This is a genomic window from Enterococcus sp. E5-37 (genome assembly GCF_035726925.1).
In the GTDB taxonomy this organism is placed as follows: Bacteria; Bacillota; Bacilli; order Lactobacillales; family Enterococcaceae; genus Enterococcus_B; species Enterococcus_B faecium.
Genome location: NZ_JAPMLG010000002.1, coordinates 85,462 through 107,419 on the forward strand (window position 1 = coordinate 85,462; position 21,958 = coordinate 107,419).

General features: G+C 37.7%; 21 protein-coding genes. 6 read left to right on the forward strand and 15 right to left on the reverse strand.

Features of this window, described 5'->3' with window-relative positions:
• Positions 1–2: 2 nt before the first annotated feature.
• A complete protein-coding gene (locus OS138_RS01985; RefSeq protein ID WP_002289675.1) occupies positions 3–587 on the reverse strand; it encodes a thymidine kinase in 585 nt (194 codons plus the stop codon).
• 147 nt (positions 588–734) lie between these two features.
• Positions 735–1,157, reverse strand: a complete 423-nt coding sequence (locus tag OS138_RS01990) for a GNAT family N-acetyltransferase (RefSeq protein ID WP_228023265.1) — start codon at positions 1,155–1,157, stop codon at positions 735–737.
• 105 nt (positions 1,158–1,262) lie between these two features.
• On the opposite strand from OS138_RS01990, the gene OS138_RS01995 reads away from it, so the two are divergent.
• A complete protein-coding gene (locus OS138_RS01995) occupies positions 1,263–1,865 on the forward strand; it encodes a class I SAM-dependent methyltransferase (protein ID WP_325069617.1) in 603 nt (200 codons plus the stop codon).
• A 102-nt stretch (positions 1,866–1,967) separates the two neighbouring features.
• On the opposite strand, the gene lepB is transcribed toward OS138_RS01995, so the two are convergent.
• The 4 genes from lepB to OS138_RS02015 form a co-directional block, all read right to left on the reverse strand.
• Positions 1,968–2,537: a signal peptidase I gene (gene lepB, locus OS138_RS02000; RefSeq protein ID WP_002294105.1), complete on the reverse strand. Its 570-nt coding sequence runs from the start codon at positions 2,535–2,537 to the stop codon at positions 1,968–1,970.
• 229 nt (positions 2,538–2,766) lie between these two features.
• Positions 2,767–3,534, reverse strand: a complete 768-nt coding sequence (locus OS138_RS02005) for a DUF6681 family protein (RefSeq protein ID WP_002302142.1) — start codon at positions 3,532–3,534, stop codon at positions 2,767–2,769.
• Positions 3,531–4,010: a hypothetical protein gene (locus OS138_RS02010; protein ID WP_002294107.1), complete on the reverse strand. Its 480-nt coding sequence runs from the start codon at positions 4,008–4,010 to the stop codon at positions 3,531–3,533. The genes OS138_RS02005 and OS138_RS02010 overlap by 4 nt, the downstream gene beginning before the upstream one ends.
• Positions 4,011–4,134: 124 nt before the next feature.
• A complete protein-coding gene (locus OS138_RS02015; RefSeq protein WP_002287242.1) occupies positions 4,135–4,872 on the reverse strand; it encodes an epoxyqueuosine reductase QueH in 738 nt (245 codons plus the stop codon).
• Positions 4,873–5,032: 160 nt separating this feature from the next.
• Between OS138_RS02015 and OS138_RS02020 the strand changes: the two genes are divergently transcribed.
• The 3 genes from OS138_RS02020 to OS138_RS02030 all read left to right on the forward strand — a co-directional run bounded on the left by OS138_RS02020 (position 5,033) and on the right by OS138_RS02030 (position 8,699).
• A complete protein-coding gene (locus OS138_RS02020; RefSeq protein ID WP_087626443.1) occupies positions 5,033–6,433 on the forward strand; it encodes a TrkH family potassium uptake protein in 1,401 nt (466 codons plus the stop codon).
• A gap of 222 nt (positions 6,434–6,655) precedes the next feature.
• Positions 6,656–8,008 (forward strand): Mur ligase family protein, encoded by a 1,353-nt coding sequence (locus OS138_RS02025; protein WP_087626442.1) that lies wholly within the window; start codon positions 6,656–6,658, stop codon positions 8,006–8,008.
• Entirely contained in the window at positions 8,001–8,699 is a 699-nt protein-coding gene (locus tag OS138_RS02030; protein ID WP_002287245.1) for a type 1 glutamine amidotransferase, read from the forward strand. The genes OS138_RS02025 and OS138_RS02030 overlap by 8 nt, the downstream gene beginning before the upstream one ends.
• Before the next feature lie 61 nt (positions 8,700–8,760).
• On the opposite strand, the gene OS138_RS02035 is transcribed toward OS138_RS02030, so the two are convergent.
• Genes OS138_RS02035 through OS138_RS02045 form a run of 3 tightly spaced genes read right to left on the reverse strand, consistent with a single transcriptional unit; the run spans position 8,761 to position 12,143 of the window.
• Positions 8,761–9,912: a mannitol-1-phosphate 5-dehydrogenase gene (locus tag OS138_RS02035; RefSeq protein WP_002287246.1), complete on the reverse strand. Its 1,152-nt coding sequence runs from the start codon at positions 9,910–9,912 to the stop codon at positions 8,761–8,763.
• A 12-nt stretch (positions 9,913–9,924) separates the two neighbouring features.
• The gene (locus OS138_RS02040) at positions 9,925–10,362 is read right to left on the reverse strand and encodes a PTS sugar transporter subunit IIA (RefSeq protein ID WP_087626440.1); all 438 of its coding nucleotides are present in this window, start codon (positions 10,360–10,362) and stop codon (positions 9,925–9,927) included.
• 14 nt (positions 10,363–10,376) lie between these two features.
• Positions 10,377–12,143, reverse strand: coding sequence for a PTS mannitol-specific transporter subunit IIBC (locus tag OS138_RS02045; RefSeq protein ID WP_325069618.1), 1,767 nt, complete (start codon positions 12,141–12,143; stop codon positions 10,377–10,379).
• A 262-nt stretch (positions 12,144–12,405) separates the two neighbouring features.
• Between OS138_RS02045 and OS138_RS02050 the strand changes: the two genes are divergently transcribed.
• Together OS138_RS02050 and OS138_RS02055 are read left to right on the forward strand one after the other, a co-directional pair.
• Positions 12,406–13,083 carry an ATP-binding cassette domain-containing protein gene (locus OS138_RS02050; RefSeq protein WP_002287251.1) on the forward strand — a complete coding sequence of 226 codons (678 nt, stop codon included), beginning with the start codon at positions 12,406–12,408 and terminating at the stop codon, positions 13,081–13,083.
• A 2-nt stretch (positions 13,084–13,085) separates the two neighbouring features.
• Entirely contained in the window at positions 13,086–14,213 is a 1,128-nt protein-coding gene (locus OS138_RS02055; RefSeq protein WP_087626437.1) for an ABC transporter permease, read from the forward strand.
• A 199-nt stretch (positions 14,214–14,412) separates the two neighbouring features.
• On the opposite strand, the gene OS138_RS02060 is transcribed toward OS138_RS02055, so the two are convergent.
• The 6 genes from OS138_RS02060 to OS138_RS02085 form a co-directional block, all read right to left on the reverse strand.
• Positions 14,413–14,853, reverse strand: coding sequence for a PTS sugar transporter subunit IIA (locus tag OS138_RS02060; RefSeq protein ID WP_002287254.1), 441 nt, complete (start codon positions 14,851–14,853; stop codon positions 14,413–14,415).
• Positions 14,854–14,863: 10 nt separating this feature from the next.
• Positions 14,864–16,897, reverse strand: coding sequence for a BglG family transcription antiterminator (locus tag OS138_RS02065; RefSeq protein WP_325069619.1), 2,034 nt, complete (start codon positions 16,895–16,897; stop codon positions 14,864–14,866).
• Between the two features lies 1 nt (position 16,898).
• A complete protein-coding gene (locus OS138_RS02070; protein WP_142652115.1) occupies positions 16,899–18,602 on the reverse strand; it encodes a PTS transporter subunit EIIC in 1,704 nt (567 codons plus the stop codon).
• Between the two features lie 93 nt (positions 18,603–18,695).
• A complete protein-coding gene (gene manA, locus OS138_RS02075; protein WP_002287262.1) occupies positions 18,696–19,646 on the reverse strand; it encodes a mannose-6-phosphate isomerase, class I in 951 nt (316 codons plus the stop codon).
• A gap of 38 nt (positions 19,647–19,684) precedes the next feature.
• On the reverse strand, positions 19,685–20,710 hold the full coding sequence (locus OS138_RS02080) for a serine hydrolase domain-containing protein (protein WP_087626435.1): 1,026 nt from the start codon (positions 20,708–20,710) through the stop codon (positions 19,685–19,687).
• Positions 20,711–20,918: 208 nt separating this feature from the next.
• On the reverse strand, positions 20,919–21,788 hold the full coding sequence (locus OS138_RS02085; protein WP_325069620.1) for a VOC family protein: 870 nt from the start codon (positions 21,786–21,788) through the stop codon (positions 20,919–20,921).
• Positions 21,789–21,958: the final 170 nt, after the last annotated feature.

A 21,958-nucleotide genomic window follows, 5' to 3' on the forward strand; every position in this document is an offset into this window, starting at 1 on the left:
GCTTATTCTCCTTCTGTAATCATTGATGGGTGAAAGTAATGTTTTCGACAAACGGGGTAATAAGCTTCATTTCCGCCAATTTGCACTTGATCGCCTTCATAAACAGGGTTTCCATCAATATAATGTAAATTCATGATTGCTTTTTTGTGGCAGAACCAACAGATTGTTTTCATTTCTTCGATTTTGTCTGCATAAAGCAATAAATATTTTGATCCTTCAAATAACTCGTTTCGAAAATCATTTTTCAAACCAAATGCCATAACCGGAATATCCAATTCGTCCACAATTCTCGTAAAAGCAATGACATGTTTCTTTTTTAAGAATTGCGCTTCATCGATCAGCACACAATAGGGTTTGCTTTCCATTTTCTGAATTACGTCAAATACGTCTGTTTCTTCAAATATCGGCATCGCATTACGTTTCAGTCCGATTCGGCTTGAAACAACGCCTAAACCATCTCTTGTATCAATACCGCTTGTCATTAAGACAACTGGCTTATTTTGTTCTTCATAATTATGTGCGACTTTTAGGATCTCGATCGTCTTGCCGCTATTCATTGCGCCATACTTAAAAAATAGTTGTGCCATGCTCTTTTTCACCTTCCAGTTTGTTCCTATGGTATTATACTTGATTTTCAGCATTTTTTACAGTGAGAATTTTCATCAAGCACAGATTAGTATTAAATCTATTGCTCACTTTTGTTCCAATTTTTTGACAAGAACTAAACATGGGTTCTATTCATCCCCTAAATTTGGAAAAACTTCCAACCTTGAAAATCCTAATGATTCGTAGAAACAAATAGTTTGATCATATATAGAGTAGTGCCCCTCGTCTACAGTCTTCACTTGCAAATATTTGTAATGTTTTGCTGCGTAACCTTCTGCTTCTTTAAAAAGTTTTGTTCCTAATCCTTGGTGATGATAGTCTTTTTTTATTCCCATACAATAGATTTCGGCAGTATCTTCACTTGTCTGTGAAAGAGTGATAAAGCCTAAATATTCTTCTTTTCTTTTTTCACACCATAAAGGTAGTTTACTTGATTCCTCGATATATTTTTCCGTTGATTCAGGAAGCCCAAACCACTCAGGCAAGTCTAGTAATATTTCTCGGACACACTTTCCTTTTTCCTCTCTATCTTTTACAAACGATATCGGCATATTCTTTCTAGATTCTCCCTTTTTGAATTGAGTATAGCATGCTTTCTTTCTTTTCACGTGCTATAATAAGTTAAAATTTCAAAGTTTTACGTAAGGAGCTATTTGATGACAAAAAATATTTTTGATTCCATCGCTAACCATTATGATTCCCCTGACCGTCAAGCATTAGCCAAGATTATTCGCGAAGAACTAACTACTTATCTACCGCGCGACAGCCACCAAAAAGTCCTGCTGGATTACGGAGGCGGAACTGGGCTTGTTAGTTTACCGCTTGCGGAAAGATTCAAAGAACTGATCATTGCCGATGCTTCGGAAACTATGCTGAAAATGGCAGAAGAAAAGATCCAAGCAGCAGATCTGAAAAATGTCCGAACGATCCACGCTGATGCTTCTGTCGAATTTCCTGCTGTCCAAGCTAATCTCATCCTTCTATCACTTGTACTTTTACACATTCCTGATACGGAGAATATTCTTACAAAACTTTATGAAATTTTAGCTCCTGGCGGTCAATTGATCATCGTAGACTTTGACAAGAATGAACAAATTAGTCATCCGAAAGTCCATAATGGCTTTAGCCCAGAAGAATTGAATAATCGATTGGAAAAAACGGGCTTTGTCTCTGCTACTAGTCATACCTTCCATCGTGGGGAAAAGCTATTTATGAACAAAAACGCTTCGCTTTTCTTATCCATCAGCCAAAAATCTTAAAATGAGATTGCAAAAAAGTGAGCAACTCCAAGAAATAAGAAGGAATTTTCGGAAAAAGAAGCTGTGACAAAAAACATGTCACAGCTTCTTTTTATTTTTTCATCACATGATTTTGATTTCTGAAAGAGGCCAATAACGGAAAACAACTTTTCCTTGGATCATATCTTTGTCGACTAACCCAAACATTCGGCTGTCTTTTGAAATCAAGCGGTTATCGCCTAGAACAAGATACTTTCCTTTCGGCACAGTATATTCAAAGTCACTCGTAAAGGTGGATGAACTTTCTGCTTGTGCTTGGAATCCTGAGCTATAAGCATATTCTCCTTGTAACTTATCTTCTGAAAATTCTTTTTTGAACTCATCCAGATAAGGTTCATCATACTTTTTGCCATTAATGGTCAACTGGTCATTTTCCATCTTGACTGTATCTCCAGGCATACCGATGATCCGTTTAACAATCATCCGTTCTTCATCCCCCGGTTCCTTTGTAGTAATAATATCCATTCGTTCATAGTTTGAGATCTTAGATGAAATCAATCGTTGTCCATCACTTAATGTAGGGTCCATCGAATGCCCGTTTACAGTAACTGGTGTAAACACGTACACTCTAGCTAATAAAATAGCCGCTAATACAAGGATCAAAATCCCCCAATTTTTCAAAAATTCTTTCACAGCTTACCTCCTACTTGTATTTTCCTCGTTATTTATTACGTTTTTTCACAATACTTCGTTGTACTTTCTTTATTCTACAATGTTTATAAATGAAAGGAAAGAATAAGTGATGTGTTCGTCTTATCTTTCTCGTTATATAAAAAAGGAACGTGACAAAAGACGTGTCACATCCCCCTTATTCCGAATAAACGTTTTTATCGCAACCACTGATACACGGCGTTTCATCACATTATGAATGTCTTCTTCTTTGGCTACGACTATAAACCACTGGTTCTTCCTGCGACTGTGCCTTTTTTGCAATCAATTTCAGACGATAAGGCTCATGATAGCGTAACCCGTCTTTGACAAAATCACCGCCGACGATGAACAATCCGACAGGTTCCAATGTGTCTTCTGTTGAGTCAAGTCGAATGGTCCCTACTTTTTCCATGTCCGAGTAGCTTCGTCCAATATTTAGAACATACTCTTTCTCTCCTGTTTTCTTGACATAGTAATAAGGATACAATGTATTTCTATCGACCAGAAATCCATCCATGCGACCGAGTTCATTTGTTTTGATCTCACCATTTCCAATCAAATACCGCATATTCTCGGCTAATTTCAATTGATAATCTTCGTCATAAGAAACCATGACCTCTTGTGTATTCACTTTATCGATCGAATTTCCATTATCTATCGATTCTTCTGTCTGGATGTTGAACGCTTCATCAGGTAAATACTTCACAAAAAGCTGAGTGACATCGGCTTTCGTGTTTTTATCTAAAAAGTAATAAAATACATTTAAAACAGTAAAATAAACAAGCACTAGAAATGCAAGTCCATATAAGAAAAATTGAAGATAGTTTTGGTTTTGCCAAAGTCCATAAACAATTCTCAATAAATAAAGCGTGGGAATCACACTTAAAATCGTATATCCACGGTTAAGATATTTAGGACTGATGTCTAAATAGCCAAGGAATTTATGCACCCCGTTGATAAGGTCTAGTAAAAATGTCATTGAGAATCACCTGCTTGCTGGTTATACGTTTGGGTATTTCCTGAATCTTGGTTTTGCTGTGCTGTACGTGCTGCATCATCATTTTGCGTGTTATCATCTACAGTCGTACTGCTTGGTATCGTTTCGGAGCTAGCACTTGTATCCGGACTTGTACTTGGATTGGTTGAATCCGATGGAGTGCCATCTGGTACCGTATTACTTGTTTCGCTTGAGCTGTCAGTTGTATATGTCTCATCATACGACGAACTAGTTGTTGTATCGTCCCATGTACTTGTCGTAGTGGTTTCATTCAAACTTTCCGTTGTTGTTGGTTCAGATGTCGAGACTGAAGTAGTTGGTGTTGTTTCTTCTACAGTACTAGAACTTGAACTTGGTGCACGGTAGCTGGAACTATTCACAATACCTGTAGTAGTCGCGACAATCGTCGAGATTGTTAATACAGCGATTGGCTTCAAAATAGGTGCTACTTTTCGCATCTTATCTCTTCCTTCATTGAAATTTATTCTTGTTTCCTTACTTTACTACGGACAAATTATACAGTCTACCTTATTTCTACCATAAATTCTTTATTTTTTTCTTACGTTTTTCCGAAAGATTTCTTTAATTTTCCTCAAAAACTACGGTTGATGTTTTTAAGTAAGCTTTTGCTTCCCGATTGATTTCTTTCAGATCGCATCCTTGCTGCTTGGCAGCGAACACGCAACCACAATAACATTGGCGATAAATATCATACTCTTTGCACATTTGCAAAGAGCGTTCATAGCCTTTGTTTTTCTTGAAATCACTTGGCAAGTATTGTGTCCCGTAAATCTTTTGGATATCCATTCCGATCTGATTGATCAAAGCTGCATTTTTCTTTGGCGAGATGGTCAGGGCACTTCCAAAGTAATCGTATCCTAGTTCTTGCGCTTTTTGCGCAACAAGATCTAATCGCATATTGAAGCATGCACTGCAGCGAGCACCACCTTCTTTTTCGTTTTCAAGATGGTTTGTTAAAACCATTTTGGTGAATTCATTTGGACGGTATTCATCAACGATTAGCGCAACATGATGGTCAGTTTTCTCATTAAATTGGTCTACAAATCGTTTTTGTTCATGTAATCTTCGCAAATACTCACTTTTAGGATGAATATTCGAATTTGAAAAAAATAACGTGATCTCTGCATATTGAGACATGAATTCCAATGTGTGCGTACTGCAAGGAGCACAGCATGTATGTATTAATATCTTAGGCTTTACTTCTTCTTTCTCCCATTGCATGATCATTTTTTTCAGAACTGTATCATAATTTATTTTTTGATTTTTCATTTTCTCTACGATTTGTTGAGCATTAATCAATTTGTTATTCCTCCTCCTTCTTTTTTCTAGGATTTGCCTTATTATAAGCCATTTCTATTTTAATCGAAAGCTGTATTGTTATCTGTTTAATAATTTCTTTGAGTATTCCTAATTCCCCTTGTATACTGGTAGAAACGACTATTGTCAGGAGGATAGTACTGTGCATGCTGATTTATTCTTTCGAAGGCTGCAGCGGCGAGGACAGAAGTTTGCTGCCAATCATTTCTCATCGATCCAAATCATCGTTTTTTATTATATATTGATGACGGTCTTATCACTCGTTCTATTTTATATGCCGATTTTTCGCGAACCAGATAGCCATGTTTCTTTTGTGGACATGCTGTTCATGGCAATCAGTACAGTGAGTGTGACTGGACTATCGACTTTTGATATCAATTCTGTGTTCAATGATAACGGTATTATACTGCTGGAAATATTATTTCAAGTTGGTGGTTTGGGGATCATGATGATTTCTACTGCTTTTGTCATTTTTTCTAAACGACGGATCACACTGAAACAGCGACAGCTGATCATGACGGATATGAATCAACCGCGTTTGTCTGGTATCGTCCGACTGATTCGGATCACTTTTGCTATTTTAATCTGGTTTCAATTACTTTTTGGGACATTCTTTTCTATTTATTTTTATTACAGAGGCTATTTTGATCGTTGGCGTGATGCCGTTTTTTACGGTTTTTATCAGGCAATATCGGCTGTCACGAACTCTGGGTTTGACGTCACTGGGGATTCCATCAAGCCCTTTGCACATGACTATTTTTTCTTGATCCTGATCATGTTTTTGATTTTTGTCGGAGGAATTGGTTTTCCTGTATTGATGGAGTGCCGGGAATGGCTATTATACAAACGTTCCAATGCGAAGCTTCCGTTTCGTTTTTCCTTGTTTACCAAATTAGCTGTGTTAGCTTTTGTTATCTTGTTTGTTTCGGGAACTGTCTTGATTTATCTATTGGAAAAGGACCATTTATTCCAAGATTCCAATATGAGTGTCAAATGGATCAATTCGATGTTTTATTCGATTACGACTCGTAATGCTGGTCTGCAGATTCACGATTTGGGTGATTTTCAAATCACAACACTGATCATTTTTTCTTTACTGATGTTTATCGGATGCAGTCCTAGTTCTGTAGGCGGCGGGATTCGAACAACTACTGTAGCAATCATCGGTTTGTATCTATATTCCTTCCTCAAAAGTGAAGATAACATCAATATTTTTGGACGGAGAATCGATCAAGATGATGTGCGAAAATCAGTCGTTGTCTTTATGCTTTCTCTTGGTATGTGTTTCTTTTGTATCGTTTTTTTATCTGCTACAGAAGAACAAACGCTAATCTCGATCATCATCGAAGTAACTTCTGCTTTTGGAACAACTGGTTTATCTTTAGGGATTACCGGAGACTTGTCTGTTGTGGGCAAAATCACGATTGCTGCACTGATGTTTATTGGGCGGATCGGAATGCTATATACATTGATGTTATTCATACCAAAAGAAACACGAGATCTAGGCTATGAATATCCAAGCGAGAAAATTATTATCGGTTAAAATGGGAATATAGGTAAGAGGGAATAATAAAATCACAGCAGCTTGAAACAATCATTTTGTTTCAAGCTGTTTTTTTGTTAAATCATGCGATTTTGTCCGAATTCATGCACTTTCAGCCGTAACCTTTTCTTAAGAATAAGAAAAGCAATTTAACCTTTTTTTCAACATATGGTATGATTAGTTGAATTTATTCGTCAGCAAATCGTTTTTGGAGGTTACATAATGGGAATACGCAGTCATTTTGCGATTGCAGTTGGAAAAACGTCGCAATGGGCATTAAAAACTTTTTTTAAAGGCGGATCAAGTTTACCAGGTAAACTAGCGCTGAAAGTCGATCCACATATACTAGATAGTTTGGCAAAAGACTACCAAGTCGTCGTTGTCACCGGAACAAACGGTAAAACATTGACTACCGCTTTAACAGTCAATATTTTGCGCCAGCAATTCGATGAAGTTCTAACCAACCCTACTGGTGCGAATATGGTACAGGGAATTGTATCGACTTTCTTGCAGGCAAGACCAAAAAAAGGACAGAAAAAGTTTGCTGTCCTAGAAATAGATGAAGCAAGTTTGAGCAAAGTCACAGAATATATGAAACCAGAACTGTTCTTATTTACAAATATTTTCCGTGATCAAATGGATCGGTATGGAGAAATCTATACGACCTATAAAATGATTATAGACGGTGCCGCAAAGTCACCAAATGCAACGATTATCAGTAACGGTGATTCACCAATCTTCAATTCTATCGAAACAGTCAATCCTAGAAAATATTATGGCTTTGACCATGAAGAAGATCGTGAACAAATGGCTCATTACAATACAGACGGTGTCTTATGTCCAAATTGTCATCACATTTTGCATTATAAAATGATCACTTATGCAAACTTAGGGAAATATTACTGTCCAAATTGTGACTTCAAACGTCCTGAATTGGATTATCGATTAACTGATATGGTACGGATGGACAATGTGTCAGCAGATTTCGTGATCGATGGTCATGAATACGGAATCGAAGTTGGCGGTATGTATAATGTCTACAATGCTTTAGCAGCTACTGCAGTGGCAGAGTACTTCAATGTCGATCCTGATAAAATCAAACAAGGTTTAGGATATGACGAGAAAGTGTTCGGCCGACAAGAAGTCATCAATATCAATGGGAAAAAATGTACATTAGTACTTGTCAAAAATCCTGTAGGTATCAATCAAGTAATCGATATGATTGGTCTAGCTCCTTATCCATTTTCTTTAGTGGCTTTATTAAATGCCAATTACGCAGACGGAATCGATGTCAGCTGGATTTGGGATGGTAATTTTGAAAACTTTGCCGATATGGATATCCCAGCTGTTATTTCTGGAGGAGACCGTCATACAGATATGACTTTACGTCTAAAAGTTGCCGGGATTCCAGAAAATAAATTGACAGAAACAAAAGAATTACCAGAAGTAATCGAAAAAATCAAAGAATTGCCAACTGAGCATGTCTATATTTTAGCTACTTACACTGCTGTATTGCAGCTTCGTAAAGAACTAGCTGCTCAAGGATTTATCAAAGGAGGAATGAACCGTGGCTAATTATGAACTCAATATCGCCCACCTTTATGGAAATTTGATGAACACATATGGTGATAACGGAAACCTTTTGATGTTGAAATATATAGCAGAAAAAATGGGGGTTTCTTGCCATACGGAGATCGTTAGTATACATGAACCTTTTGATGCTGATAAATATGACTTGGTTTTCTTTGGCGGTGGTCAAGACTTTGAGCAATTAATCATTTCAAAAGACATCCAGAAAAAGAAAGATTCTTTGATCAACTATATCGAAAATGATGGCGTCATGTTAGCCATTTGTGGTGGCTACCAATTGCTAGGTCACTACTACATGGGAGCTAATGGAGAAAAGATCCAAGGAATCAGTGCACTGGATCACTACACGTTAAGTCAGGAAAATAACCGGTTTATCGGTGATATCGTTATCCATAACGAAGAATTCAATGAAACTTATTATGGATTTGAAAACCACAATGGTCGGACTTTCTTAGGTGAAGGTGAACGACCTTTGGGGAAAGTGGTACAAGGTCAAGGAAATAATGGTGAAGACCAATCTGAAGGTGTCATTTACCGAAATGTCTTCGGTTCTTATTTCCATGGACCTATCCTTGCAAGAAATGAGAACCTGGCAGCTCGTTTGATCCGCCTAGCTTTAGAACAACGTTACGGTAAAGAATTGGATCTGCCCTATCTTGAAGGACAAACAGCCTAGTTATTCGAAAAAGGGGAATGTGACAAAAATTTCGTCACATTCCCCTTTTTCGTATCCTATTTTAAGCGACTTGCTTGGCATAACGGTTCACGTTTTGCTTGATATTCCCGATTGTTTTCGGATCATTGATTCCTGTGACTTCTTGAATCAATTGTTCCAAGTTTTCATGGATCTTCATTTCATGCAATTGACGGCTTTGTTCATCTTCAGGATCATAGTAATTAAAAATAATCCCCATTGTTGCCGTCAAATGTGGGCAAGTCAAGTTATGTTCTTGTAGTTCTCTCACTGGACGTGTAAATCTTTCTTGATAACCTAACTTACGTAATGGTGTCCGAGCGACACGTGTGATCGCATCAGAGATATTTTTGTTTTGGAAGCGATGAATGATTTTTTCAATATACGCATGATGCTGCTCTGCATCAAACCCCCATTTGGCAATCAGCAAACTTCCTGTTTCCTGCAAAACTGATTTTAATTGTGCCACAACTAACGCATCTTGCATTGCTTCATCAATGGTCTGGTAACCTAACAAGGCACCTGTATAAGCGACAGTAGCATGACCAGTATTGACACTAAATAGTTTGCGTTCGATATATGGTTCTAGATCATCTACATATAAAACCCCTTTTAATTGGATTTTTTTATTTTTTCTTTGGCTATCGTCAATGACCCATTCTTTGAAAGGTTCCACTTGGACGAATAAAGGATCTTCATGGTGTTGTAATGGGACGATTCGATCGACTGCTGCATTTGGAAAGCCGATATATTTGTCAGTAAATGATGTTTCCGGAAGATATTTATACACTTCTTTTTCTAGAAATGCTGAACCGCCAATCATATTTTCACAGGCAATGATATCTAAAGATGTTGTGCTTCCTTCCTTTTCTCTTTCTTGGATACCTTTTGCAATCAACTCAGCAATAAAAGGTAAGATATTCGGGCCAATGGCGGTAGTAACTAAATCTGCTTCAGCGATTTCTTGGATTACTTTTTCTGGATTTGTTTGATTGTTGATTCCTTTGACATTTTTTACAGTGATTTTTTCTTTTGATTCATCTGCTAATTCGATTTCGTATTCTTTTCTTTCATTTAAAGCATCAATGATCGTGTGATTCACATCTACGAAAGTAATCTCAAATCCATTAGCTGCCAAAACCTCTCCAATAAATCCTCGACCGATATTTCCTGCACCAAAATGTACTGCTCTCATTTTTCTCTCTCCTTAAGCAATTGCTAGATTTTCCGTTACTTCTTCTTTGCTGAGCGCGTCTGCTAGCTGGACAACATTGTCCATATCACTGCAATAAAGTGCGATTTGCTGTACAAGTTGCAAATGCTCATCTCCGACTCCTGCAATACCGAACAAAACAGTCGCAATCTTTTCTTCTTCTTCGGTACCAAAATCTACACCATCTGGTACTTGAACGACACAGATGCCGGATTTTTTCACATATTTTTTTGCTTCATCTGTTCCATGAGGAATCGCGATAAAATTCCCCATATAAACAGATAACATTTTGTCTCTATCTACCATGGCCTCGATATATTCCTCATCAACACACCCTGCTTCTACAAGCATCTGACCGCAATAGCGGATCGCTTCTTCTTTGGTTTTAAAAGATCGATTGAGCTCGATCATGTCGAATGGCAAACTTTGCATGCTGTTTTCCTCCCTTAAGCTGTCTGTTTCAAATATTGTGCAATCGATTCGTATTTTTGCGGATTGACCATGCTGTTGACTGATAAATGAATGGATTGAGGCGCAGCCATCTGTACTTTTTCCGCTAAACTTTCTTTGGCTACGATCAGTGAATCAGGTTCATCTTTTAAATCTTGGATATTGACTTTTCTTAACGGGATAGTTAAATGGTTCTTGTCTAATATATCTTTGAGCACGGTCATCCCCATTGTTGCTGATCCGGAACGATCATCGTGGACAAGTAGAATCTCTTTGATTTGTTTGATGTTTGCTGAAAGAAACTCTTCTGCTAGCTCATTCTCAATTTCAGAAACTGATGGTTCCTGCTTGCTGCTTAATTCTTGAATGATTTCATCATATCGAGGTGAATTCAAAAAGTTTTCTACTGAGACAAAACGCGCGCTCGGTGCTTTTTGTTTTGCTCTTTCTTGTAGTTCGACCTGAGTAACGATCAATGTATTCGAGTCATCTGTCAGTTGGCTGATTGCTTGATTGGTCACCATTTGAGGCAAGTCTGCTTCCTGTACTTTTTTTCTCAAGATCGAAGCGCCCATCGCACTTGATCCCATCCCTGCATCACAAGCAAAAATGATTTTTTGTACGCCAGAGAATGTAGCTCCTTGAGGAATACCTTGGGCACCTTTGGAAGCTTGCTTAGCTGCCTTTGTCTCTTGAACAGATTTTTCGAAGTCTTCATTTGTATCTTTCGCATCCGCTTTCAAAATTACTGCAGAAATACCAAACGAAACAGCTGCGGCAACAATCACGCCCAAAATAACAGGAAGGTAAGAATTGAACGGTGTCATCGCTAGAATCGCAATGATCGACCCTGGAGAAGCTGGCGCTCTTAGTCCAGCATCCATCAATTGGAAAATGAAACTTCCTGACATTCCTCCGCCTATAACTGATAAGAATAATAACGGTTTCATCATAACGTAAGGAAAATAGATTTCATGGATCCCGCCTAAAAAGTGAATGATCATGGCTCCTGGTGCTGAAGATTTTGCTGCTCCTTTGCCAAACAAAGTAAAAGCAAGTAATACGCCAAGTCCTGGACCAGGATTTGCTTCAAGCAAGAATAGAATAGATTTTCCAGCCTCTGCTACTTGTTCAGTTCCCAATGGTGTCAAAATCCCATGATTGATTGCATTATTCAAAAATAAGATTTTTGCTGGTTCAATAAAAATACTTGTCAATGGAATCAAATGGGCAGATAAAATGATCTCTACACCTTTTGCCATTGCTTGAGTCAATGCATCGACAACTGGACCAATCGCAGAAAAACCTAATAACGCTAATCCAAAACCGATAAGACCTGCTGAAAAATTATTGACTAGCATTTCAAAACCGGATTTGATCCGTTTTTGGAATAGCTGATCAAATTTCTTGATGGCATATCCGCCAAGAGGTCCCATGATCATCGCGCCTAGCATCATTGGAATATCTGTTCCGACAATCACACCCATCGTTGCAATTGCTCCCACAACTGATCCGCGGTCACCAGCAATTACTTTTCCGCCAGTATAGCCGATCAATAAAGGAATTAGATAAGTTAGCATCGGGCTTACCATGGTAGCAAAAGCTTCATTTGGCAAATAACCATCTGGGATAAATAGAGCCGTTAATACACCCCAGGCAATCAGTGCTCCAATATTTGGCATGACCATGCTTGATAAAGTACTGCCTAATTTTTGTACCCTCGCTTTTAGCGAAATGTTGTTTTTGGGAATCGTCCGTTCCATTTTGTCTCTCCCTCTCTCCTTTTGATACTCTAATTGTATCCGCTTACTAAAAAGAGAAATAGTCGTACTTTGGCACGAAACTTTGTGCCAAAGGTTTGAGTATGTCAGCAAAATAAAAAGATTTCGGTATCAGAAAACTTCAATTTTAAATAAAACTGTTATTTTAATTTTTTATAATATGCAAACAATAACATTTGTTAGCATTTCATTTAGATGTTTTTCATTCTATTATGTTATTAAATTTTATATTGGAGGCCTATCTATGACATTACTGATCAAAAACATGAACATGAAACGTGGTAAAAAACGTGTGATTCGACAATTGAATCTTTTAGTAGAATCAGGAGAAGTAGCTGCTTTGATTGCCCCGAACGGATTTGGCAAAACAACTTTGCTGAATGGCATTGCCCAACTGCTACCAACAACTTATGATCAATTGTCCCTTCACAACATCTCTCCTACTGCTTATACAGATTATCGCCGGTCTTTCTTTTTTCTAGAATCAACGAATCAGTTATCCGACTATCTATCGGCTGTTGATTATTTGACTTTGATCAAATACTATTGGCAGAGCAAAGTAGAATGCCAAACTGTTTTCCAACGATTGAAGATGACTGAGTACCTTACTTTGCCGATTGGAAAAATGTCTCTAGGAATGAAACAACATGTCTTGCTTGCTGCTTACTTGATCAGTGATTCATCTGTCATGTTATTCGATGAACCGTTGAACGGATTAGACCCAGGAAGTATTGATATCTTGAATAGCCTCATCAGACAATGGCAGAAAGAGGGGAAGACGATTCTTCTTTCTTCCCACGCTATCGCGAATATCCAATCGATTTGTTCTAAAGCATGTTTTCTAAAAAATGGAGAAATCGTCACAGAATCCTCAAATATGGAAGAGATTTTAGCTATTTATCGTAAATTATATGAGGTGTAACTATGTCTTTACTTACATTTGAACGCAATCTCTTACTAAATAACAAAGTAAACTTTTTATTTCCTCTATTGTTGGTCGTGCTCTTTGCATTCCCACTTTTTTTTGATCATAAACTTGCTTATACAGAATTCGATGAACTGAATCATAACTATGAAGAGACGCAACGTTTGATTGAAACGTTGAAAGAAGATGAGAATGAGAAAGAATTTGTGGAAAGTTTAGAGAAAAGCAACAAACTGATCGAAGCAATCTTACATGCAAAAAACACAGGGAATGTCCAGCAAATGGTCGAAGCAACTTATCATTATGAAAAAGATATACTGGATCGACTGATTTCTGGTCAAAGACAAGGAATTCCAATCATTGAACAACAAAAACGTGTCGAGTTGCTCCGTTATATGAAAGAACATCAGATCCAAAGATATTCTATTTTTGACTTGCCAGCACATCTCCCTTTAGCGAATTACTACGAAAATATTTTTTCAGGAATGATTTCTAGTTTTTTGATTTTATGTATAACCGCCTTGTTTCTTTCTTCCATCATCTCTTATGAAAAAAGAAAGCAGGTAATCTCTCTAGTCAATCTATTACCGGATAGTATGGTAAAGAAACATAGCATCCGTTTTACCGTTTATTATGGTGCAGCTATGCTAAGTCTCGTGATGCCATTTTTGATCGTCTCTATACTAGTAATAATCAAAAATGGTTTGGGAGACTTCCGTTATCCTGTAGGAACGATCATTGGTCAGGAGATACGAATCCTTCCGATATATGCGTATCTTTTCCAGAGCTTTCTGTTCCTGTTGTTGTGGGTGCTCTTTTTAAGTACAATCAGTTTTCTTCTATCTGCTTTATTTGAACATTCTCTAGTCAATCTTTTAGGTACACTTCTTTGTCTTTTCTTAGCAGAGTATCGCTTATTTTCTTCGATTGGATGGATAGAATCAATCAGTCATTACTTGCCAACTTCTTATGTTGATTTTCAAAATGTGATCATAGGAGAAGATATTTTCTCGCCACTAGCTTCAGAACAGGTTACTTTCATGAATGGTATCTTGACACTTGGTATATGGAGTATCGTTTTATTATTCATAGGTATGGGCACTATTTATATAAAAAAGAGCTATTAAAACACAAAAATAATAGGGGCGGTGACAAAAACCTTGTCACCGTCCCCTATTTCAAATAAACGTTTTTCTAGAATAAATAGTTTTCAAAAGCTTGCATCCGCAGTAATAAGAACCTCCCAACAAAAATAGCTCCTCTTATTTTTATCTTGGTTGAAGTTATTACTTGATGCAAGGCAGCTTTTTTTACTGTGAACATTGGTTATATATGTCCATGTTCAAAAATCATTTGGACTTCTTCAATGGTTTCCGCATCACTGAGCGCCATTACTTGGTCGATGTCTGAACAGAAAAAGGCTAAATCTTGGAGCACCGCTAACTGATGTTCTTTTTTTAAAGCCACTACAAATAAGAGTGTCGCGATTTTTGGTTCCTCTTTTGTTCCAAAGTCCACACCATCAGGCACTTGAACTAAATAGATTCCTTCTTCTACTACTTCTTCATCTTTGTCAGTCCCATGTGGCAAGGCTACGAAATTCCCGATATAGACACTCGCTTTTTCTTGTCTTTCGATCATTGATTGGATATATGCCGGTTTGATTCCCCCTTGTTGGGTCATCCACTGGCCGATCTCGGTCAACGCTTCTTTCCAATTTTGATAGGATTGATCGAGCAATATTTTTTCTGCTGGTAGCTGGATCATCTTTTCACCTTCATTTCTTTATTTCTTCAATCAGGATTGTCGCTAGCAACTGATAAACGATTTCTTTATTTCCTGAGCGGAAGATCTCGGTGTTCAAGTCATTCATGATGATTGCTCCACTGATCTTTCCTAAAAGAATCCCGTCTTTTTCTTGGATTGGCGAAGGCGCCAGCATAACTAACATACGGGACAAATCGACTGGCTGTCTATCCATCCCTTCAATGGTCAACGGATGTTTCAAATTGAAAATACAAAAGATCGGTTTAGAAATCAATGAGCTGGATGCATGGAATAACCCCATATTTGTATGAGGAATACCGATAGGTGCTTGTTCATATCGCTTAAGCAGCCGGCGATGAACCACCTCTTCATCCGTTACTAGTCCTTCAGGAAAATAAGGAAATAAGCTGCGAATCGTTTCGGAAATCGTCTCAGGATTATCCAGTTCTTGGATAAAAAAACGACCGAGTAATTGATTGATTTGCTCCATGAAATGCATTGTTTCCTCATAAGTATCTTCTATCATCCACTCGTTATTGCTGTTATACGTAATTTTTTGCCTTTTTTTCTTCTCAATATGCGAAAAAGCTTCTTTTAGCTGCTTGACTTCATCTTCTAGCAGTAGCGGGGAGACTAAAATATATTTTCCACCGTATCCTGGTAAAATAGATGTAGAAATAACAACATCATATTCTTCTTGTAAATCGATTTTTTTTAAATCAGCAATCCGATAGAAATGAATTTGTTGGATGAAGGGAAAATACCTTTTCAATCGTAGTTCCAACATGCTAGTAGAAGCTAATCCACTTGGCGAAAATCCTGCAATACTGATATTGCTTTCTTTCGGACTTTTTTCCAATGAATTTGCAAAATGAAGGACCATATAAGCAATCTCTTCTTCGGATAATTTTTTTTCTTGAAAAATCCGCTCTACTGCTTTACGGATTGCATTCGCAACTTCCTCGTATTGAACCATGATTTTTTCTAAAATCGGATTGGTCAGTGTCTCTTCTTGTAAAACGGCTCTTGAAAACACACCAGATAAATGAGTCAACAGCATTTTGTACAAAGTTTCATCTTCATAAAAATGGACATTCGTCTCTTCACTTACTTCTTGAATCAGTTGTTTTACTAAATAAGCAAGCTGTGTATCGAACGTCTCTTCAAAGAAATTCTGATCAAATGAGTTCGTGAAGTCATTTAATAATCCTGCAAAAAAGACGATCTCATTTACTGGATAAAGTTGTTTTGTCTCAGAAGCGATCCGTGAAAACAATCGTTTAGCTGTCTGTAGTAATTCTTTGTTTGCCAGACCATTATATGTCTCATTTGTCAGTAAATGATTTTTCGTCACACGCTCCATCGTCAATGTCAGCATCAAAACCAAATGTTCAAGCTTTCTATCACTTAGTTTGGTCTTTTTTTGGATCAATTCTTCCCCGATTACTTTGCGTGCAAGAGATAGATGTTGCGGATCAACGAATCGAAAAAAATAATTCAGTGATGCATCGAAAGAAATACTATGAAAAAGTTCATATTCATTGATTTCTAATTCTAATACATTCGCGGTCAGAAGCCGGCGGTATTTTTCCGGTCCTTCGATCTCGTATCCCTGGTTCCGAATGATTTCCAAAGGCAGTTGGCGAATACTTTCTTCCAACTGTTTGATATCTGCATAAAAAGTGGTATTACTGATGCGATATGATTCCATGAAATGAGCAAGACTCAACGGTTCTGTCGTCAGTAACAACTCGGCTAAAATCGCGTGTTGTCGTTTAGCAGTGGATAAGTCATTACTTTTCCCATCTGTATTTTCTTTTAATTGCTCTAATACTTCTTCTGATGCCTCAATGACAAATGAGCCTCTAGCTGCTTTTTTCAAAGAAGCATTTACCGATTTCAATGAGACTTCAAGATTATCTAATTCGCGGTAAATAGTTCGTTTACTGACCTTCAATAAATTCATCATTTTTTGGATAGATACAGGTGACGGGCTACTGAGAAATTCTGCTAATAATTGTTTTTCTCTGGGCGATAAATACATCTTATATTTCTCCCTTCACGAGTTTTTCGTATTCATTCGTAGCTACCCAATGTTCAACTAGAACTAGCCGAGGGATCTTTTCTTCTAGCTGTTCAGTTACAGCTAGTTCTCTTTGTGCGATATAAATCGTTTCTTCTTGGATTTTGATTTTTTCTATTGATTCTTTTGAGATAACAAACTGTTTTTTCGCTTTTTTTGCTAATTGACTTAAAATCGTCATGCCCATAGTTTGTGAGCCGCGTCTGTTGTTTTTATACAAAAATACAATATTAGCAGGCGACGTTTTTTGTTCTGTGATATCTGCTATCTCTTTTTTTTCTTCCCGCTTTGGAAATTGGATCGCTTCTTTTATTCGTGACAGCAAGATATCTGTTTCCAAAAAGTGATCCAGTACATAGATTTGACTTTGAGGTACTTTTTCTCTTGCAAGACCCGCTAGTTCATGTTGCACGATAACCAGCTGTTTTACTTGGTTATTCAATTCATAGATAGAGCTGTATCCGACAGAAAGATCGATTTTTTCTGCTGCTAATTTCTTTTTCAGCAGGGCGGCTCCCATAGCACTTGATCCCATACCTGAGTCGCAAGCAAAAATGACGGAATGAATGATAGATGGTTCCAAGATTTCTCCCCTTTCTTTGACCGTTTTGTTCTCTTTTTCTTTATTTGGTAATTTCAATAGTATCGCTGCACAAATGAAGGTCACAAATGTACTGATTGCTATCCCTATACTTACCCCAGCTAGTTGTGGATAAGGCGCATTGGCAAAAATCACGAGTAGTGACCCAGGCGATACAGGTGCAGCTAATCCCGTATCTAACCATTGAAATATCAACGTGCCGCTTGCCCCACCAGCCATTACAGCTAAAAATAGATACGGTCGCAGCAAGACAAATGGAAAATAGATTTCGTGAATCCCGCCAATCGCATGGATCATCAATGCTCCACTCGCATTTACTTTTTCCTGTTTTTCTGCAAAACAAAGGATAGAAAGTAAGATCCCTAAACCAGGTCCAGGATTTGCCTCCATCAAAAATAAGGAAGAGTACCCGACTGTTTGTGAGAATTCTATTCCTAAAGGTGTCAATACACCATGATTGATTGCATTATTGAAAAATAGTACTTTTAGAGGTTCTAAGATCAGACTGACAAGTGGTAACAGATTCATTGTGACTAGCCAAGACACAACGGAGGCGAGCAACAAGTGAACACTATTTAAAACTGGTTCAATAAAAACGATTCCAATTATACAAATAACGCTACCAGTCAGTCCTACTAGTAAGTTGCTGACAAGCATTTCATATCCAGCCTTGAATTTCACATGGAATCTAGAAACAAATTGTTCATATACGATGCCGGCAAGCGGCCCGATAATCATCGCTCCTACGATTTGTGGAGCATTGGAACGAGCGATTAACCCTAAAGAAGCAATTGCACCGGCGACTGCCCCTTTTTGTCCCCCTACCGATTTCCCGCCTGAATAACTGATCAAGATGGGTAAAAGCAGCTGGATCATCCAATGGCATACCTCTTCTAATGTGGTGTGCAAATCGCCAGACACACCTTTTGTTGCTAATGACAAGATTCCCCAAGCGATAAACAGACTTAGATTTGGCATGATCATTTCATTTAAGTGATGTCCAGCTTTTCTCAGTTGTTTCATAGACACGCGACTGCTGTTGTTTGCTTTCCATTTGTATTCCATCTTTTTCACCATACTTCTATTTATTGATGGACGGATTTTATGTAGAAAAAGCAGCAAACGAAAAACCGTCTGCTGCTTTCAGCTATCTGGGAACTATTTGCCTGGTTCAGACGCAATGATTGCTAGTTCACCTTGGACCGCCCACTCAGAAACGCCATTTGGAATAATACAGCTTGTTCCTTTTTCTAATGGATATGTTTTTCCGTCAACGACAAGGTCTCCTGCTCCTTCGATTACCGTCATCAATGTATAAGGGGCTTGTTTTTTGAAAGATGTGATTCCTTTAATATCCCACTCATATACATTGAAAAACTCAGTTTCTAAATAAGTGACGATCGATGAATTCCCTTTTCGGACTTCTTTGATTTGTAATTCTGGTGTTTTCGCAGGGACAGTTGTTACATCGATCGATTGTTGGATATGCAGCTCTCTTGTTTGTCCTTGCGCATCTTTTCTGTCGTAGTCATACACGCGGTAAGTCGTGTCAGAACTTTGCTGTGTTTCTAAAATCATGATTCCTTTACCAATAGCATGGATCGTTCCGCTTGGTACATAAAAGAAATCACCTTTTTTAACTGGTACTTTCTTCAAAAGGTCATCCCAGCGCCCATCTTTGATCATCTCAGCTAGTTCTTCTCTTGTCTTTGCATGATGACCATAGATGATTTCTGCACCAGGTTCAGCATCGATGATATACCAGCATTCAGTTTTTCCTAATTCACCTTCATGTTTCATCCCATAGGCATCATCTGGATGTACTTGTACAGATAGATCATCTTCTGCGTCTAAGATCTTGATCAATAATGGAAACACTGGTTCTGAAGGATGGCCAAACAATTCCTTGTGTTCTGACCATAGTTCATCTAATCTTTTCCCTTTGAATTCGCCATTTTCTACTACACTGACACCATGAGGATGCGCACTGATCGCCCAATCTTCTCCGATTTTATCGTTAGGGATATCAAAACCGAAGACTGAACGTAAACGACTTCCTCCCCAAATTTTTTCTTGAAAAACTGGTTTTAAAAACATAGGTTCCTGCATAATTCAAACTCCTCTCATTTTTCATAGCTATTATAGCATTATTTCGGTAATACCGCTTTCTCTTTCAAAAAGTTTTCAACAATTTCATCTCGACATATGAGATACTCCGCACGATGATCGACAGGATGTACGCGATTTGACAAAAATATCAACGCTTCTTGTGTTTTTATATCAATCAAGAAAAACGTACCTGTATAACCAGTATGAAAAAGAATCGCATGACCGTCTTCTACATCTTTTTTTAAATCCCACCCTAGAGAACGATAGCCATTTTTTTCTGGAGTGTGGTCTTGTAGCAAAGAATCAATCGTTTCTTCTTCTAAAAACCGACCATTACGGATTTTTCCCTTGTTCAAATACATTTGGACAAAAGTAATGCTGTCGTTCAAATCGATAAAGAGCCCAGCATTCCCTGCATGTTCAGCTAAAACTCTTGCTTTCGGATCATGAGTTTGTCCACGCAAAACCTCACCCGAAGGCAGTTGTTCTGTGGGAACGATTTTTTTGGAAGGAAAAGGAAGAAATAAGCTGTTCATCATTCCTAATGGTTCCAATACTTGTTCTTGAAAGATTTCCACTGCAGTTTCTTGGTAAATTTTTTCCAGCATCAATCCAAGAAGAATCGTTCCGGCATCTGTATATTTTACTTCTTTTCCTAGTTGCTCACCTGGTTCTAGCTTCAAATAAGCGGCGATCAATTCTTCCTGAGATAGCTTATCTCTGTTTGGTATCCATGTTTTGATATCAGAAGTATGTGTCAGTAAATGACGCAAAGTGATTGTCTGATTTTCAAATTCAGGAAGATATTTATGAAGCGGTTGATCGAGTTCTATCTTTCCATCTTCTAATAGACGTAAAACTAATGAAGTGGTTGCAACGACTTTCGTCAGTGAGGCTGCATCAAACAACAGATCTTCTGTCATCAGCTGCTTTTCAGGAACGACTTGGGCAAAGCCGGCTGTAAATGTTTCTACTTGATTTTCTTTTATGAAGGCGACTGCTACACCCGGATAAAATCCTTCTTCCATTTTTTTCAAAATAAGCTGTTTCGTGTGTGGATACATCTTTTTCTCCTGCTTTTCTATCAGATTCTTACAGTCCAAGCTTAAAGCTTAATCTATGAGGAATCAACCTTTTTTACACAAAAAAACTGCGCGAAAAACCGCGCAGTTTCCTTCGGTATACTGTTTGCTCTTTCTATCTCTAGAATAAGCGATAGTATGACCGTTCATAAAATGACGAGACATGCGACAATCGTTAAGAAAGAAAAAGTTAAGCGTCGCATCGAATGTCAGTTTTATTCTTTTCTTTTGGCTCACTGACGAACCACCATTCGATTCCTATAGCATCATAGATTGTGAGTACTGTGTGCTTTTTGTCTAAGAAGAAATCAACTGATAGTTGCTGCAAGTGAGCAATCAGTCCTTCCATGCTTTCAGTATCGATCATGAATTTCAGAAAATCAAGTCCAATCAGTTCATCTGTAGGCAAATCAATTGCGCCTCCGCTAGCTTCTGTCAAACCAACATGGAAATCTCCTTCATTCAATACATGGATGCCCTCTTCTTCATTATGTACCTTCAAACCAAGTACATGATTAAGAAATTGGCGTTCTTTTGTTAAGTTAGTAACATTTAAATGGATTTTTTCAAAATAAGAACCTGTTGATAGTTTACTGAATTTTTCTTCAGATTTTCTTAATAATGCTTCTTGATCCATTGTTTCCGGAATTTCTCTTTGGTCGTTCTTATTCTCTTCATGGTAAATTTCCAATTCATTCTCTTCTGGGTCTACGAGCAAAATCCCCATACGTCCATGATCTTCTAAAGCTTCTTTGATTGGATAATTCATTTTACGGATACGACAAAGGATATCTGCCATTTCTTCTGTGCTAGGGATAATCAATGAAAAACGGTTCAGCTTTTTGATCACCCCCATGTGATCATTCGCTCTAGGACTTTCTTCCAGCAGCAACATTTCACTTCCAGCTTCTTCTGTTCCTAAAATGGCTAATTCGTTTTCTTCTCTTTTCAAATCAAAGCCAACAACGTTCTTGTAAAAATCAATCATTTTATCTCGGTCTTTCACCCGAATGGCTACACTTTTTAAATAGGTGGCAGCCCCCAATTGAAAATCTTTCATATTTCTTGCTCCCCTCTACGTCAAGCTTTATTTTAACGATGGATTCTTCTTCTTTCAAGCAATAACTTTGATTTTGTTAAAAAAAATGTGAGAAAATTCGCATTTTGCTTGTTTTTTGTAAATTAATGAGTAAAAACTCTTATAAAAAGAGGTTGTGAAAAAGCTGTTCT

Coding starts and splice junctions, on each gene's coding strand:
- OS138_RS01985 (WP_002289675.1), bottom strand. CDS start 587: ATGGCACAACTATTTTTTAAGTATGGCGCAATGAATAGCGGCAAGACG.
- OS138_RS02070 (WP_142652115.1), bottom strand. CDS start 18,602: ATGGAATACAAATGGAAAGCAAACAACAGCAGTCGCGTGTCTATGAAA.
- OS138_RS02065 (WP_325069619.1), bottom strand. CDS start 16,897: ATGTATTTATCGCCCAGAGAAAAACAATTATTAGCAGAATTTCTCAGT.
- manA (WP_002287262.1), bottom strand. CDS start 19,646: ATGCAGGAACCTATGTTTTTAAAACCAGTTTTTCAAGAAAAAATTTGG.
- OS138_RS02045 (WP_325069618.1), bottom strand. CDS start 12,143: ATGGAACGGACGATTCCCAAAAACAACATTTCGCTAAAAGCGAGGGTA.
- OS138_RS02025 (WP_087626442.1), top strand. CDS start 6,656: ATGGGAATACGCAGTCATTTTGCGATTGCAGTTGGAAAAACGTCGCAA.
- OS138_RS02060 (WP_002287254.1), bottom strand. CDS start 14,853: ATGATCCAGCTACCAGCAGAAAAAATATTGCTCGATCAATCCTATCAA.
- OS138_RS02010 (WP_002294107.1), bottom strand. CDS start 4,010: ATGCGAAAAGTAGCACCTATTTTGAAGCCAATCGCTGTATTAACAATC.
- OS138_RS02055 (WP_087626437.1), top strand. CDS start 13,086: ATGTCTTTACTTACATTTGAACGCAATCTCTTACTAAATAACAAAGTA.
- OS138_RS02050 (WP_002287251.1), top strand. CDS start 12,406: ATGACATTACTGATCAAAAACATGAACATGAAACGTGGTAAAAAACGT.
- OS138_RS02005 (WP_002302142.1), bottom strand. CDS start 3,534: ATGACATTTTTACTAGACCTTATCAACGGGGTGCATAAATTCCTTGGC.
- OS138_RS01990 (WP_228023265.1), bottom strand. CDS start 1,157: ATGCCGATATCGTTTGTAAAAGATAGAGAGGAAAAAGGAAAGTGTGTC.
- OS138_RS02080 (WP_087626435.1), bottom strand. CDS start 20,710: ATGTATCCACACACGAAACAGCTTATTTTGAAAAAAATGGAAGAAGGA.
- OS138_RS02040 (WP_087626440.1), bottom strand. CDS start 10,362: ATGCAAAGTTTGCCATTCGACATGATCGAGCTCAATCGATCTTTTAAA.
- OS138_RS01995 (WP_325069617.1), top strand. CDS start 1,263: ATGACAAAAAATATTTTTGATTCCATCGCTAACCATTATGATTCCCCT.
- OS138_RS02035 (WP_002287246.1), bottom strand. CDS start 9,912: ATGAGAGCAGTACATTTTGGTGCAGGAAATATCGGTCGAGGATTTATT.
- OS138_RS02085 (WP_325069620.1), bottom strand. CDS start 21,788: ATGAAAGATTTTCAATTGGGGGCTGCCACCTATTTAAAAAGTGTAGCC.